17 protein-coding genes are annotated in these 15,788 nt (G+C 40.7%); all 17 read left to right on the top strand.

The genetic code is table 11. From position 1 onward, the window contains the following. Positions 1 to 97 precede the first annotated feature (97 nt). The 17 genes from ACVRZH_RS04880 to ACVRZH_RS04800 all read left to right on the top strand — a co-directional run bounded on the left by ACVRZH_RS04880 (position 98) and on the right by ACVRZH_RS04800 (position 15,726). Positions 98 to 934: a lipoate--protein ligase family protein gene (locus ACVRZH_RS04880; RefSeq protein ID WP_447454202.1), complete on the top strand. Its 837-nt coding sequence runs from the start codon at positions 98 to 100 to the stop codon at positions 932 to 934. Then, positions 928 to 2,130, top strand: a complete 1,203-nt coding sequence (locus ACVRZH_RS04875; protein ID WP_447454201.1) for an NADH-dependent flavin oxidoreductase — start codon at positions 928 to 930, stop codon at positions 2,128 to 2,130. The genes ACVRZH_RS04880 and ACVRZH_RS04875 overlap by 7 nt, the downstream gene beginning before the upstream one ends. Then, positions 2,127 to 3,116, top strand: coding sequence for an LLM class flavin-dependent oxidoreductase (locus tag ACVRZH_RS04870; RefSeq protein WP_447454200.1), 990 nt, complete (start codon positions 2,127 to 2,129; stop codon positions 3,114 to 3,116). Before ACVRZH_RS04875 ends, ACVRZH_RS04870 begins: the two co-directional genes overlap by 4 nt. Positions 3,117 to 3,134: 18 nt before the next feature. Beyond that, the gene (locus ACVRZH_RS04865; RefSeq protein ID WP_447454199.1) at positions 3,135 to 3,467 is read left to right on the top strand and encodes a glycine cleavage system H family protein; all 333 of its coding nucleotides are present in this window, start codon (positions 3,135 to 3,137) and stop codon (positions 3,465 to 3,467) included. Next, complete coding sequence (locus ACVRZH_RS04860) at positions 3,467 to 4,234, top strand: protein-ADP-ribose hydrolase (RefSeq protein ID WP_447454198.1); 768 nt, start codon at positions 3,467 to 3,469, stop codon at positions 4,232 to 4,234. The genes ACVRZH_RS04865 and ACVRZH_RS04860 overlap by 1 nt, the downstream gene beginning before the upstream one ends. 29 nt (positions 4,235 to 4,263) lie before the next feature. Then, a complete protein-coding gene (locus ACVRZH_RS04855) occupies positions 4,264 to 5,139 on the top strand; it encodes an SIR2 family NAD-dependent protein deacylase (protein WP_447454197.1) in 876 nt (291 codons plus the stop codon). 23 nt (positions 5,140 to 5,162) lie between these two features. Beyond that, positions 5,163 to 6,182, top strand: coding sequence for a lipoate--protein ligase (gene lplA / locus ACVRZH_RS04850; protein WP_447454196.1), 1,020 nt, complete (start codon positions 5,163 to 5,165; stop codon positions 6,180 to 6,182). Positions 6,183 to 6,284: 102 nt separating this feature from the next. After that, a complete protein-coding gene (locus ACVRZH_RS04845) occupies positions 6,285 to 6,458 on the top strand; it encodes a hypothetical protein (RefSeq protein WP_447454195.1) in 174 nt (57 codons plus the stop codon). A gap of 139 nt (positions 6,459 to 6,597) precedes the next feature. Continuing rightward, positions 6,598 to 7,482 (top strand): helix-turn-helix domain-containing protein, encoded by an 885-nt coding sequence (locus ACVRZH_RS04840; RefSeq protein ID WP_447454194.1) that lies wholly within the window; start codon positions 6,598 to 6,600, stop codon positions 7,480 to 7,482. 23 nt (positions 7,483 to 7,505) lie between these two features. Then, on the top strand, positions 7,506 to 7,949 hold the full coding sequence (locus ACVRZH_RS04835) for an NUDIX domain-containing protein (RefSeq protein ID WP_447454193.1): 444 nt from the start codon (positions 7,506 to 7,508) through the stop codon (positions 7,947 to 7,949). Between the two features lie 96 nt (positions 7,950 to 8,045). After that, complete coding sequence (gene hflX / locus ACVRZH_RS04830; RefSeq protein WP_447454192.1) at positions 8,046 to 9,281, top strand: GTPase HflX; 1,236 nt, start codon at positions 8,046 to 8,048, stop codon at positions 9,279 to 9,281. Continuing rightward, positions 9,274 to 9,906 (top strand): cystathionine beta-lyase, encoded by a 633-nt coding sequence (locus tag ACVRZH_RS04825; RefSeq protein WP_447454227.1) that lies wholly within the window; start codon positions 9,274 to 9,276, stop codon positions 9,904 to 9,906. Before hflX ends, ACVRZH_RS04825 begins: the two co-directional genes overlap by 8 nt. Positions 9,907 to 9,947: 41 nt before the next feature. Then, positions 9,948 to 10,877: a ribonuclease Z gene (rnz, locus tag ACVRZH_RS04820; protein ID WP_447454191.1), complete on the top strand. Its 930-nt coding sequence runs from the start codon at positions 9,948 to 9,950 to the stop codon at positions 10,875 to 10,877. Continuing rightward, a complete protein-coding gene (locus tag ACVRZH_RS04815; protein ID WP_447454190.1) occupies positions 10,874 to 11,638 on the top strand; it encodes an SDR family NAD(P)-dependent oxidoreductase in 765 nt (254 codons plus the stop codon). The genes rnz and ACVRZH_RS04815 overlap by 4 nt, the downstream gene beginning before the upstream one ends. Then, positions 11,635 to 13,854 (top strand): single-stranded-DNA-specific exonuclease RecJ, encoded by a 2,220-nt coding sequence (recJ, locus tag ACVRZH_RS04810; protein WP_447454189.1) that lies wholly within the window; start codon positions 11,635 to 11,637, stop codon positions 13,852 to 13,854. The genes ACVRZH_RS04815 and recJ overlap by 4 nt, the downstream gene beginning before the upstream one ends. 1 nt (position 13,855) lies before the next feature. Beyond that, the gene (locus ACVRZH_RS04805) at positions 13,856 to 14,869 is read left to right on the top strand and encodes an acyltransferase family protein (protein WP_447454188.1); all 1,014 of its coding nucleotides are present in this window, start codon (positions 13,856 to 13,858) and stop codon (positions 14,867 to 14,869) included. 2 nt (positions 14,870 to 14,871) lie between these two features. Further along, positions 14,872 to 15,726 carry a metallophosphoesterase family protein gene (locus ACVRZH_RS04800; RefSeq protein ID WP_447454187.1) on the top strand — a complete coding sequence of 285 codons (855 nt, stop codon included), beginning with the start codon at positions 14,872 to 14,874 and terminating at the stop codon, positions 15,724 to 15,726. The last annotated feature ends 62 nt before the right edge of the window (positions 15,727 to 15,788 follow it).

Below are 15,788 nucleotides of genomic sequence, written 5' to 3'. Positions count from 1 at the left end.
TGAAAAATTAGCGACAATCAATATATCAAGTTGTATCTTTCATAAAGATTGTGTAAAATAGTAGTAGTGTCAAAACGTACAGAAAGGAAGTGATACCTTGTCCGTTTTAGCGACATTTTTAAAAAATAAAGTGGTGCATGTGTTTAAGGACAGTGATTTTGAGAACGCTGATCGTTTAAGTCCTTTTGTTTGGAGTGATGTTTTTTTAAGAGACATCAGCGATAAACCAGAGCGCTTGTTGTTGCATATCTGGCCGATGAGTGAGACCGTTATTTTAGGTATGGTGGATAAGCGTTTACCATATTTGGAGGATGGTTTAAAGATTTTGGAACAACAAGGTTATTATCCTGTTGTGAGAAATATTGGTGGTTTGGCTGTTGTTGCTGATGAAGGGGTTTTGAATTTTTCGCTCATTTTTTCTCAAAAAGAGTCTCCTTTGTCTATCAATGATGGCTATGATGTGATGATGACGCTGATTTCTGAACTGTTCTGGGATAGCCCACAAGAGATTGAGGCTTATGAAATTAGTCATTCTTACTGCCCAGGGGATTATGATTTGAGCGTCGATGGTCAAAAAATAGCTGGGTTGGCACAACGACGGATTAAGGATGGTGTGTTAGTATCCATTTATCTTAGCGTTAACGGTAATCAAGAAAAACGTGGTCGTTTGATTCGTGATTTTTACGCTGAGGCTAAGAAGGGAGAGGAAACCAAGAGTTTTTATCCAGAGGTTTGGCCAGAATCAATGACAACATTGTCTGAAGTATATGGTAGAGAATGGACTGTTGCTGAAATCTGTGAGCGGTTGCTAGAGGTTCTGTCAAGATATGCAAAAGCCCTTGATTCTTATCAGTTGGGTCATTCTGATATCGAAGCCTACAATCCGTTTTATCAGGAAATGATTAAGCGTAATCAGGAGGTTATGTCATGGTGAAAGAGCATTTTAAGCCATTGTTTGTTCCTTTAGATGTGACAGGTAAGACGACCTTAGCCAATCGTTTTGTATTGTCACCAATGGTGACCAATTCTTCACATAAAGATGGTTCGGTAAGTTCTGCGGATTTAGCTTATGCAAGGCGTCGTGCCAAATCAGCCCCCTTACAAATTACAGGTGCGGCTTATGTCAATCCTAATGGCCAACTCTTTGAGTTTGGTTTTAACGTTTCTGAGGATAGGATGATTGAGGGCTTGTCAAATTTGGCTAAAGCTATGAAATCACAGGGAGCTAAGGCCATCCTACAGCTAACCCATGCAGGTCGCTTTGCAACGCATGCCATTCATCGTGATAATGTTGTTTATGGTCCCAGTCCGATGACACTTCAGTCGCCGATTGCACATGACGTTAAGGCTTTGACATCTGAACAGTTGGATGGTTTGGTTGATGATTATGCTCAAGCGACAAGACGTGCCATTCAAGCAGGATTTGATGGGGTTGAGGTGTCGTCAGCTCAACGCTTGCTGATTCAAACCTTTTTTTCGACATTTTCAAATCAAAGAACTGATAGCTACGGCCCTCAAAACTTAGAGAATCGCTCTCGATTTGGACTTCGCGTTTTGAAGGCTGTTCAGGAAGTGATTGATAGAGAAGCGCATGCAGATTTTATTCTTGGTTTTAGGGGGACTCCTGAAGAAACGCGAGGTAGTCAGATTGGCTACGCCATAGAAGATTTTTTACAGTTTATGGATTGGGCTTTGGAAGTGAGCCATATTGACTATCTAGCTATTGCGAGTTGGGGACATGATGTGTATCTCAATAAGGTGCGTGGTCCAGGTAAGTACTTTAATGCTTATGTTAACCAGGTTGTTCATGATCATTTCAAAGGACGCTTATTAGTCATGGCGACAGGTGGTATCAATACACCCGAAAAGGCCTTGGAGGCTCTAAAATATTCAGATTTTGTTGGTGCGTCAACGCCCTTTATTGTTGATCCGGATTTGGTTGAGAAATTGTCGGAGGGGCGAGAAGACGAGATTAGTTTCAAAATCAAATTACAGGATTTAGAGGAATTAGCCATTCCAGAGGCTTCTTTTAAGGATATTGTACCGTTGATGGATTATGGGGAGTCCTTGCCAGCAGAGTCTCGTCAATTGTTTCGTGACCTTGAAGTGAATTACAAGGAGGACAAATGAAACTTAGTATTTTAGATTATGGTCTTTTAGATGAAGGTGCAACACCTGCTCAAGCTTTTCAAGAGATAGTTGCTTTAGCACAAAAAGCAGAGGCTTTAGGTTTTCATCGTTTCTGGGTTGCAGAGCACCACAATGTTCATGCTCTAACGATTAGTCATCCAGAGTTGATGATGATGCATTTGCTTAATCAGACGACTAGGATTCGTATTGGTTCAGGTGGTATCATGGCACTTCATTATAGTAGTCTAAAACTGGCTGAAACCATTAAAACGCTTGAAGCACTCTTCCCAAATCGTGTGGATATAGGACTTGGCAATTCCTTAGGTACGCCTCTGGTCAACACAGCGATGAACAGTATTCATCACTCCGAAGATTACGAGAAGGTCTTATCAGAAGTCGCAACATATCTCAATAACAGTACGGTAGAACCAGTTGCCAATCCTAATGTTACAGACAGTCCACCGATGTGGTTGTTAAGTATGGGGATTAAAACAGCGACTTTGGCAGGTAAAATGGGACTTGGCTACACTTATGGTGTATTTCCCTACATTGTACAAGAACCGACAGTATTAGGTAAATCAGTTGCTGATGCTTATAGACAATCTTATAAACCATCTGGTGCTCTAACACCTCCTCATATGATGTTAGCCGTATTTGTGGCTATTGCTGATACCAGTGAAGAAGCTGAATATTTGGCTAAATCTTTGGATGTGTGGATGCTTGGCAATCAAGCTTTTAATGAGTTTAAGGCTTTTCCTAGTCTTGAGACGGCTATGTCGTATAAGTTTACTGATGAGGAGAGAGAACGGGTAAGACACAATCGTCAACGACTACTAGTTGGCACAAAAGAAGATATTATGTATCAATTACAACCTTGGATAAACGCTTGTCAACCTGATGAACTCTTACTCATTCCGCTTGTTGCTGGATTTGACAATCGTATGAAATCCCTAGAATTATTATCACAATTACCATTAGACATTTAAAATTAAAAGGAGAATAACATGAAAAAATTTGCAAATTATCTTTGGGTTGAAAAAGAAGGAGATCTTTACACTATTTCGATGACACCAGAATTACAAGACGATATCGGGACAGTTGGTTACGTGGAGTTTACAGATACTGATGTACTTGATGTGGATGGGGTTATTTTGAACCTAGAAGCATCAAAAACAGTCATGAGTGTGCTTTCCCCAATTGCAGGTCGCGTGGTTGAACGTAATTTGGCCGCACAGGATACGCCAACGCTTCTTAACTCTGAAAAAGCTGATGAGCATTGGGTGGTGAAATTGACTGATGTTGATGTGGTAGCTTTTGAAGCACTTGAAGATGCTTAATGAACGACAAAGTCTTACTAAAAAACTTAATTGAATACCTAGATGATCAAGTTAGTGATGATGTGGCACTTGAAGACCTTGAACGGCAATGGCGTGGCCTTATCAATCAGAGACAAGTAGAAACACTCACAGAGGCTTACCTAACATTAGAGGACAGTTATCTGAGTAGAAAAAACGCGTCAGATGTGGTTGATTTATCAGCTTGCGAGCCTACGGCGTTTGAACATATCTTGATTTACAAGGGAGATATGATAAAGCTAAGAGTAGACGCCCTTGTCAATGCAGCAAACAGTGAACTGTTAGGGTGCTTTATCCCTAATCATGCTTGTCTGGATAATGCTATTCACACCTTTGCTGGTGCTAGATTACGTCAAGCTTGTCATCAGGTGATGTTACAGCAAGGGCATAAGGAACCTGTGGGGCAAGTCAAGGTAACAGATGCTTATCATTTGCCCGCAAGGCAGATTTACCATACAGTTGGACCATTTATTCCCAAAGGGAAACCCGTTTCGCCTCTTAGACAAGGTCTTTTAAAGCAAGCTTATCTATCTTGTTTGAATCAGGCTAAGAAGGATGGTGTGTCAAGCATTGCTTTTCCGTGTTTATCAACAGGTGAATTTGGTTTTCCAAAGGATATGGCTAGTCGTATCTCCGTTGAAACGGTACGCCATTTTTTAGCAACCAATCCAATTGAATTGACGGTCATTTTCTGTCTTTATACGCCAGAGGATGAGCTTTTATATGCGGACTTACTAAAAAAGTCTTGATGTGTGAGTTATTAGAATAAGGAGAAAGCATGACCATTTGGACAGCTTATAGCCAAGAAGGCTTAACAGAAGGGGAACGTCTAGCTGAGTTAATTGCAGAAGCTGATGCCGTTGTAGTCGGCATTGGGGCCGGGATGTCAGCAGCAGACGGCTTTACCTATATCGGTTCACGATTTGAAGATGCCTTCCCAGATTTTATTGAAAAATATCAATTATTAGATATGTTGCAGGCCAGTCTGTATGATTTTGAAGATTGGGAAGAATATTGGGCTTTTCAGAGTCGTTTTGTAGCTTTGAATTATTTGGATCAACCCGTAGGGGCTTCCTATGTCAACTTGCTAGACATCCTAAAAACCAAGGATTATCATATTATCACAACTAATGCTGATAATGCCTTTGCAGTAGCTGACTATGATTTGGATAAAGTCTTTCATATTCAAGGGGAATATGGTTTGTGGCAATGTAGTCAGCACTGTCACCAACAAACCTACAAAGACGATGCTCTCATTCGTCAAATGATTAGTCAGCAAAAAGATATGAAAATCCCAACTGAGATGGTTCCCCATTGTCCTAAATGTGGTGCCCCGTTTGAAATCAATAAACGTAATGAAGAAAAAGGCATGGTCGAAGATGCGGATTTTCATGCTCAAGAAAAACGTTACTATGATTTTTTAGATGAGCATGAAACAGGTAAGGTATTGTATCTAGAAATCGGTGTCGGACATACAACTCCGCAATTTATCAAACATCCTTTCCAAAAACGCGTGGCTGAAAATCCTGATGCTTTATTTGTTACCATGAACCGTAAACACTATCGCATTCCACAGGCAATTCGTCAACAGACTGTTCAACTCAGTGGGCATATTTCAGAGTTGATTGCCCAAGCAAAAAACCAATTAGTCTAAAATTTATACTAAAGGAGAAATATATGTATCTTATCGAACCTATTCGTGATGGTCATTATGTGACTGATGGGGCTGTCGCCTTAGCGATGCAAGTATATGTTCAGCAACATCTGTTCTTAGATGATGACATTCTTTTTCCCTATTATTGTGACCCCAAGGTTGAGATTGGTAAATTTCAAAATGCTGTTGTAGAAATCAATGAACCTTATCTGAAAGAAAACAATATTTTACTTGTCCGTCGCGATACGGGTGGTGGTGCTGTTTATGTTGATTCAGGGGCTGTCAATGTATGTTACCTGATCAATGATACAGGTGTATTTGGCGACTTTAAACGTGCTTATGCTCCTGCCATTGAGGCACTGCGTGATTTAGGGGCGAAAGGGGTTGAACAGACTGGCCGTAATGACCTTGTTATTGATGGTAAAAAGGTTTCAGGAGCAGCCATGACGATTGCCAATGGTCGTGTTTATGGTGGTTATTCCCTTTTATTAGATGTGGACTATGATGCTATGGAACAGGTGCTTAATCCTAACCGCAAAAAGATTGAATCAAAAGGAATTCAGTCGGTTCGTGCGCGTGTTGGCTCTATCCGAGAACATTTATCAGAAGAATACCGTCATATCACCACAGATGAGTTTAAAAATCTGATGACGTGTCGGTTGCTTGGTATTGACCATATTGACCAAGCCAAGCGTTATGTCTTGACTGAAGAAGACTGGGCTGGCATTGATAAGCTAGTTGCAGACAAGTATAAAAATTGGGAATGGAATTATGGCAATTCGCCACAGTATAGCTACCATCGAGACGGTCGTTTTACAATAGGGACGGTTGATATTCACTTGGATATTGTCAAAGGTCGTATTGCGTCTTGTCGTATTTATGGGGATTTCTTTGGCAAGGGGAATATTCGTGACGTTGAAAATGCACTTGTTGGGATTCGTATGGTGGAAGAGGATGTTTTTGACCATTTAGCAAGTCTTGATTTAGGAACTTATTTTGGTCCAATTACAGCTCAAGAATTGACTGATTTAATTTTCAGTTAATCATTATTCCACTATATGACAATTTTTTAGGCATAAGTTAGTTTTAGCCTATAATAGTCTTATAGAAAGGAAGCCCATAATGTTTGGGTAAAGGTGACTACTATGTCAATCACAGTTGTTAACAATGTCTGGTATAATGAGGCTGGTCAACCTATCACTGAGACTGAAAAAGAAGTCTTGAGAAGGGATCTTCATACTGAGTTAGACGCTGAATTAGCGGATACTGGATTTGAAGGTTTAATCAAGCGATTTGTCAGTAAACAAATAGATAAATAAAGTAAAGGCTGGGAGATGATACCCAGCCTCTTACCATTTAGGGACATCGTTCTCAAAGGAGAATTTCTACAGCATATAACAACTGTCTAGATGTTAATCAGTGAAATGATAGGATAGACTATCTTGGTAAGGAGGAAAAATGATAGAGCTAGCTAAAATGGGTGAGTTATTTAAACAGATTCGCATCTCAAAGCGACTAACCTTAAAAGATGTGGCAGGAGATTATCTGTCTATATCATTCTTATCTAAATTTGAAAGGGGTGAGTCTGATATCTCCTTATCACGCTTTTTTCAATTATTGGAGCAGTTAGATGTCAGTATTGAGGAATTTTACGGGGTCTTAGCAAAGGAACGTGCTACAGAGACGGAGCAATTACTGGCAAAGATCAGTAGTGCCTACTATGAAGATAACCGTCAAGTCTTACAAGGATACTTGACTCAAGAGATGACTAATTACAAGCAGACCAGTCAGAAAAAATATTATTACAATGCGATTATGATACGTTCCTTTATGGTAGCTTTACGAGGTGGACAGATTGAGGAGGCTGAAGTCAGGGACATGACGGATTACTTATTTGGTATTGAGCACTGGGGCAAGCGAGAGTTAGTGATTTTTGGTAATAGTATGTCGGCTATATCAACCCCAGTTCTTGATGTCTTAGTGAGAGAGTTGGTTCAAAAAACAGCTTTTTTCGGTAGCTCAGAGGAGAATAAAAAGGTTAGAATTGCCTTACTGATTAACGCCATATCGGTTTTCTTGGATAGAGACGAACTTACTGTAGTCAAAATCTATCTCGAGTTACTGGCAAGTTGGTCTATGGATGAGCGTTATTTGTATGAGCGTCTAGAGTATCAAATGGTTTTGGGGGCTTACGAGATGAAAAGTGGTCAACTAGTTGAGGGACAATCACGAATGGAAAAAGCCTTGACTTGCTTAAAAACCTTGGGGGCAAGCCAGTTGTACTCAGCAAGGCAGAGCAATTATCAAAATCTGCTAGAAGAAATACTTGGTAAAGCCTTGTAGTCAATTAAAAAAGGAGTTTGTTTATGCGGTTTAAAACAAAAAGTGCGGTATTTTTAGTGATCAAGAAAGACGATAGTATTCTACTGCAAAAGAGGCAGAATACAGGTTTTATGGATGGTTACTATGATTTTGCTGTCAGTGGTCATGTCGAAAAAGGCGAATCACTCACACAAGCAGTGATAAGAGAGGCTTGGGAAGAGTGTCGTATCACTGTTGATAAGACGCAACTCAAATTGTTTACCATTCTTCATCGTCAAACGGCAGACGATTGCTATTATTATTTTTACTTCGTCTTAGATGTGACAGATTGGGCTAATTGTGATATTCAAATCGGAGAGGTTGATAAAATCGCTGAACTAAGATGGTTTGAACGGACAAATTTACCAAGTAACTTACTTGATTACAATGAAGTAGCCTTGGTGAATTTGGACAGCCAAAATAGTCTTAGTGAACTGGGATTTGAGTAGGTGAATAGATATTGACAGAGACAATCCCAATCTGACATTTACTTTTTCCTATGGTATAATAGAAAGGATAGAGAAGTTAGAAAAGGGGTATCTGATATGATTGAAACCCAAGTAAAAACAGAGCGTGTCCTCTTATTAGGTGTTGAATTGCAGAACACGGCTAATATGTCTATGTCTATGGCTGAATTAGAGGGATTGGCACGAACAGCTGGTGCTGATGTGATTGCAAGCTATACCCAAAAACGCGACCGTTATGACAGTAAAACCTTTGTCGGTTCTGGGAAACTTGATGAATTGAAAGCTGTAGTCGACGGTGAAGAGATTGACACGGTGATTGTCAATAACCGTTTGACAGCCCGTCAGAATAGTAACCTTGAAACGATTTTGGGTATTAAAGTCATTGACCGTATGCAGTTGATTTTAGATATTTTTGCTATGAGGGCAAGAAGTCATGAAGGTAAGCTGCAGGTTCATCTGGCGCAGTTAAAATACATGTTACCAAGACTTGTTGGTCAGGGGATTATGCTCAGTCGTCAAGCCGGGGGAATTGGTAGTCGTGGTCCTGGTGAGAGTCAGTTGGAGTTGAACCGTCGGAGCATTCGTCATCAGATTACCGATATCGAACGCCAGTTGAAACAGGTCGAAGCCAATCGTCAGACAATTCGAGACCGTCGTATCCATTCTAAAGCCTTTAAAATTGGTTTGATTGGCTATACTAATACCGGTAAATCAACGATTATGAATGCCCTGACTGACAAGAGCCAGTACGAAGCTGATGAGTTATTTGCAACTCTTGACGCTACCACCAAACAAATCTACCTTGATGGTCGTTTCAAGGTAACCTTGACTGATACAGTAGGATTCATTCAGGATTTACCAACAGAATTGGTTGCTGCATTCAAGTCCACGCTTGAAGAAAGCCGTCACGTTGATATGTTGGTCCATGTCATTGATGCCAGCGATTCCAATCATCAAGCACATGAAGAAGTGGTTTTAGACCTTTTAGCAGAATTAGATATGTTAGACATACCGCGTTTAACCCTTTATAACAAGTTAGATAAGGCGAATAGCTTTGAACCCACTTTATTTCCACATGGGCAAGTATCTGCCAAGACAGCAGATGCTCGGTTGGCTTTACGAGAGTTGTTAGTGGACTTTATCAAGGACTTGTTTGTTCCCTTTAGTGTTAAAATTAAGCCAGAAGACTTGCACAAGGTTTATGATATGTTAGACTTGATGCTTTTAGAAACGGACTGGGAAGAAGACTTGCACTTGACGGGTTATATCGCTCCTGAAAATAAATGGCGTCTGGAGGCTTTTTATGATGACTGATATCGATTTAGCCCTTAAGTATGGTGGCTTTACCAGTCTTGATCAAGGTTATTTGGCATATCATTTGGCACAGTTAACACCTGAAGAAGCAAGACGTTGGTTAACGCCACCTCCAAGTGTGATAAACGCTTATTTTGCAGAGCTGTATCAAAAACAATCGCCTCAAAAAGCGACAGACTATTATTTAGAACTAAGTCAAGCATTTAAGCTTTTTCAGTCAACTCCTCGTTTTAGTGAGGAGGTATTTCCCTTTGTTCGTCTCAACTTGTCTGGAAAGGCTTATGGTTTTGTTTATGAATCGGCAGATGAGGTCGCACACGTTTTTGGTCAAGAAGACTATCCTGTCACTACGGAGACATTGATTGAACTGGCTCAAATTTTTCCTCATTACATGATTTATCATCAAAAGGAAACCATCAAAATGTTTCCGGTAGGTTTTGAAGATGTGGCGTGGACAGATGCTCTGGATTCAGATTATCCCCTGACAAGTATTGCTGTTAGTAGCAATCTTGTCCGTATTAAGAGTTACAACATTGATGAGGCTTTAGAGGTCTCAAAAAGATATCATGGACAATCTTATTTTCAATGGCAAGAACGGCAGTTAATCATTACTATTGAAAGCTAAAGAGATGCCTGTTATCAATGAACGAATAGAAAGTATGTGTTATGGAAATTCAATTTTTAGGAACGGGTGCTGGTCAGCCGTCAAAGTCAAGAAATGTGTCGAGTTTAGCACTGAAATTACTTGACGAAATCAATCAGGTGTGGCTCTTTGATTGTGGCGAAGGAACACAAAATCGCATTTTAGAGACAACGATTAAACCACGCAAGGTACAGAAGATTTTTATTACCCATTTGCATGGCGATCATATTTTAGGTTTGCCAGGTTTTTTATCCAGTCGCGCTTTTCAGGCCAATGAGGAGCAGACGGACTTGGATATTTATGGGCCTGTCGGTCTTCAGTCTTTTATCACGACAACACTACGTATTACAGGAACGCGTTTACCTTATCGTATCACTTACCATGAGTTTGATGAGAACAGCTTAGGTAAATTGCTAGAGACAGATAAATTCATGGTTTATGCTGAAAAACTTGACCATAGTGTTTTCTGTGTTGGTTATCGTGTGATTCAAAAAGATTTAGAAGGGACCTTGGATTCGGAAGCCTTGATTGCTGCAGGAGTTCCCTTTGGTCCACTTTTTGGTAAGGTTAAACGCGGTGAAGATGTGGTTCTAGAAGATGGTCGTAAGATTGTTGCTAAGGACTACTTGTCTGAGCCACGTAAGGGTAAGGTTATCACGATTCTTGGTGACACGCGTAAGACCAATGCTAGCGTTCGCTTAGGTCTGGGAGCTGATGTCATTGTCCATGAGTCTACGTATGGTAAAGGTGATGAGCGTATTGCACGCAAACATGGCCATTCAACGAATATTCAGGCGGCAGAAGTGGCAAAAGAGGCTAATGCCAAACGCTTGTTGCTGAACCATATCAGCCCACGTTTTATGGCAAAGGATATCAGTCGTCTCAAGCGAGATGCGATGGACATTTTTGAAAATGTCTATGTAGTAAATGATTTGGATATAATAGAGATATGACACAGAGAGTAATAGTAATCACAGGTGGTAGTGGTGGTTTGGCACAAGAAATGGTGAGACAGCTGCCAAAGACAGATAAACTGATTATGCTGGGAAGACATCAAGAGACTTTGAGAGCCTGTTATCACAATCTTGCAAATGTTGATGTATTTGGTATTGATTTGCAAGATAATCAAGCTATTTCTACTATAGTAGATGAGATTTATAAGCGATATGGGCAGATAGATGTTTTTGTCAATAATGCTGGCTATGGTGAATTTAAGGCATTCGATCAATTCAGCTTTGACGATACAGAAGAGATGCTGAGGGTCAATACCTTGGCTAGTATGCACTTTGCCAGATTGGTCGGCATACGAATGAAAAAACGAGGTCAAGGCCATATCATTACGATTGCAAGTATGGCAGGCTTGATGGCGACAGCAAAGTCCACTGTTTATTCAGCTAGTAAGTTTGCCATCATTGGCTTTTCAAATGCCTTACGACTTGAGTTAGCAGGTGACAATGTCTTTGTGACAACGGTTAATCCAGGACCAATTCAAACCAAATTCTTTGATCAAGCAGACCCTGATGGGACTTATGTTAAGTCAATCTCACAATTTATGCTTCAACCTGAAGAAGTAGCAAGAAAGATTATCGCTGTTATGGGTAAAAACAAACGTGAACTCAATATGCCTTGGTTACTTCATCTTGCTCATAAGAGTTATACTCTATTTCCAAGAGTGTCTGATTTTTTAGCTAGAAAGGTGTTTAATTATAAATGATTTCTGCTAAGTATAAGTGGCACATGACAGAGGCTGTGGCTGATGAGGCTTACTTGGCAATAGCTAAACAGCTAGGCTTGAAAGCAGAGGTTGCCCATTTAGCTTATGGGAGAGGGATTGATAGTCCAGAGAAACTAGAGGCTTTTTTAAAGGCGGATTTGTCACAATTACATGATCCATTTTTGCTACATGATATGGCTATCGCTGTGGAGCGTATCAATATGGCGATTGCCTCTGGCGAGCGGATTTTGGTTTATGGTGACTATGATGCGGATGGCATGACATCAGCGTCCATTGTCAAAGAAACTTTGGAAATGTTAGGGGCGGATGTTGAGGTTTATTTGCCCAATCGTTTCACAGATGGCTATGGTCCTAATCGGAGTGTTTATCAGTATTTTATTGAGCAGCAGAAGATTAGTCTGATTGTTACAGTTGATAATGGGGTATCAGGGCATGAGGCTCTTGCTTACGCTAAAACTGTTGGCGTTGATGTTATTGTGACAGATCACCATGGCTTGCCGGCACAGTTACCTGAAGCTTATGCTATTATTCATCCAGAGCATCCTGATACAGAGTACCCCTTTCCTTATCTTGCGGGTTGTGGTGTGGCATTTAAGCTGGCTTGGGCTTTATTGGGAGAATTACCAACAGATTTACTTGACTTGGTTGCGATTGGCACTATTGCTGATATGGTTAGCCTCACTGATGAAAATAGAGTCATGGTCAAGGCTGGCTTGCAAATCTTGCAGCAGACGGAGCGTTTCGGTCTTCAGGAACTGCTAGTCAAAGCAGGTCTATCAACTAGTGACGTTACAGAGGAAACCATCGGTTTTACCATTGCACCACAACTGAATGCCCTTGGGCGATTAGATGATCCCAATCCAGCTATTGAGCTATTGACAGGATTTGATGATGAAGAAGCTAGCCACATTGCTAGGATGATTCAGGATAAAAATGACGAACGTAAAGAACTGGTGCAGACCATCTATGATGAGGCCTTGTTAATGGTTGATAGGACATCACCTGTTCAGGTGCTTGCAAGTGAGGGTTGGCATCCAGGTGTGCTAGGTATTGTCGCTGGGCGTTTATTAGAACAACTGGGGCAACCAGTTATCGTGTTGGATATCAAAGACGGCAAGGCCAAAGGTAGTGGTAGAAGTCTACCAAATGTGAATTTGTTTGAGGCTATGACTGCCTCAAAAGAGCTCTTTGATGCTTTTGGTGGGCATAGTGGTGCTGCGGGAATGACCTTACCTGTCGACAATCTTGACAGACTAAGGGCTGATTTAGCTCAGTACTTGATTGATAGGGGGCTAGAAAAGCCTGAAAAACCTGATTTACAGATTGATGGCAGACTAAATCTTGGTGAACTGAGTTTGGAGACCCTGAAAAGTTTAAATAAACTGGCTCCTTTTGGGATGAACCATAAAAAACCCGTCTTTCTCCTTGAAGAGATTAAGGTGGCGATGGCTCGGACAATGGGGCAAAATAGTGCCCATCTTAAATTGAAAATCAATCAAGATGGTGTTGAGTGTGATGTGATAGCCTTTAATAAGGGGCATTTGTTGCAGGAGTTTCAGCAAGCACAAGGATTGGAACTAGCTGTTAGTTTATCGGTCAATCAATGGAATGGCGCGACAACTATTCAACTTATGTTAGAAGATGCGCGTGTTGAGGGGATTCAGCTCTTTGATGTTCGTGCTAAATCTGCAACTTTACCAAAGGTTATGACCTTGCCTGTTGATGAGCGTCCAAGCTCGATTTTAGTCGTTGAGACTGTTCCTAATTCACTGGCAGAACTGAGTCAACTCTTTAAGAACCGTGACCTCGAAGCGGTCTATTTTAAAAATACGATTAAAGATAATTTTTACCTGTGTGGTTATGGCAAGCGTGAGCAATTTGCCAAACTGTATAAGACGATTCAGCAGTTTCCAGAGATAGACATTCGCCATAAGTTTAAGGAGTTAGCCCAGTTTGTCCATATTAACAGCATTTTATTGGTCAAAATGATACAAATTTTTGAAGAATTAGGCTTTGTCACGATTGCTGACGGTATCATGACACCTGTCAAGGATGCCCCACATCAGCAGATTGAGAATAGCCGTATTTATCAAGAGTTAAAGGATTTAGTCGCTTTTCAGGAATTGATGGCACTTGGTCGCCCGCAAGAAATCTATCAAGCCGTACAGGATTATTTAGCTTCTGAGGAGGAGTGATATGACAGAAGAGACACCAAATAAGAACATGATTAGTCTCTTGCAGTATATCGGTGCCATTTTGGTGATTTTACTACACTGTCGCAGGGTATTTGACCAAGATAGTTGGCATTTTATCCAGAAAAGTATCTTTAGCCGAATGGTTGTGCCCTATTTTATGGTTATTGCGTCGTTTTTCCTTGCTAAACGTTGGCAAACTGATGGTGAGGGAATAGGAGCTTACGTGTCAAAACAAGTCCCAGATTACCTCAAGTGGAGTTTACTCTATTTGCCTTATGCGATACTTGTCTATTTTGGTTTAGGCATTTCCTTGTGGTATCTCCCCTTAGCACTTATTGTTGGACTAGCTTATACAGGCTTGTCTTATCAGTTGTGGTATATTCCTGCTTTTTTACAGGCCTTACTGTTAGTGACTGCGCTTCGTCGTCGGTTGGGGTTTCTTGTGTCAGGAATGATTTCCTTAGTCTTGTACCTGATAGGTAGTCTTGAAACCTACACTGCTTTTTTAGAGGATAGCCTTTTAGGGCAATTCTTTTGGTTGTATCAGTCAATGTTTTTCACGACTCGCAATGGTTTCTTTTACGCTCCAATCTTTGTTTGGCTAGGCTTTTTTCTATGGTATAGCAGAAGTCGTTGGTGCTTATCTAAGAGGTTTTATCTGGTCTGGATATTGACGACTCTCTGTTTTGCAGGAGAGGCCTTTCTGATTTTTCATCATCAAGGTCAAGATAAGAATTTCTTTCTTAGCCTCGTGCCTTGGACGGCTTGTTTGGTCGTTTGGAGTATACAAACTCCTTGGTTTAAAAATAAGTCGTGGACTTTTTTACGCGATTGGAGTCGTCTTTACTATTTCAGTCATGTTGCCTATGTTGAAATAGGTTTTTGGCTCTTGTTGCCTTTAGGTCTCGCTCCTTATGTGACTAATCGTCTGGTCTTTATTGGAAGTCTCTTTGCCACTCATCTGACAGCCGTTTTGGTGAGCAGATATGGTGTATCGAAGTATAGAAAGGTTTAACCATGCAGAAAATTGCTCTTTTATCGGATATTCATGGTAATGCCACAGCGCTTGATGCTGTGTTGGCAGATGCTCGTCAGGAACAGGTTGATGAGTATTGGCTACTTGGGGATACGTTTTTGCCTGGGCCGGCAGACCATCGTTTGTTAGATAAGCTCTACCAACTTCCCCTAACAGTGATGATTCGTGGGAATTGGGAAGCTTTTATCTCTGGTATTTTGCGTGGTCGGTTTAATCGTACTTATCATCCTGATATTTACTTTGCTCGATTGGTTCAATATCTGATGGAGGTTTCTGAGCAGCCTTTCTTAGACTATGCTAAGAAGTTGCAACGAAAAGCGGTGTTAGAGCGTGAGGGGCTTATTTTTCAATTAACCCATCACTTACCTGATAAACCGCATGGTCGTGATTTGTTGCCTCATGCCTCACAAGATGTCTTTGATCAGTTATGTACTAATCAAGACGTTGATGTCTTTATTTATGGGCATACTCATCAACAGCTGTTGCGCTATTCTAGTCATGGGCAGTTGATTATCAATCCTGGCTCTATTGGTCAACCTTATTTTGCTTGGTCGAAGCTAAAGCTTGATTTAAGAGCCCAGTACACTATTTTAACCCTAAATGATGGCAAGATTGATCACATTGACTTTAGAAAAGTGGCATTTGACAGTGATAAAGAAATGGAGCTAGCTAAAGCTAGCGGTTTACCTTATCTTGACCTCTATCAAGAGCTTCTTGAAACTGGTGTCCTCCATACACATGATGCTCCTTATTTAGAACAAAAACACCGAGAGTTTCCTTATGTTGAGGAGGCAAAGTCCTTCTTTACAGCACGTGGGCTTTCTTGGGAAGAATAGTAAAAGCCTTTTCCTAGTTACAGCTTAAAATGCTGTGATAGGAAAGGGCTTTTTAGTTATGA

This window comes from Streptococcus fryi, from assembly GCF_053206505.1.
Note: the sequence above shows the minus strand (reverse complement) of the source record. Positions and strands in the feature narration are given on the sequence as shown.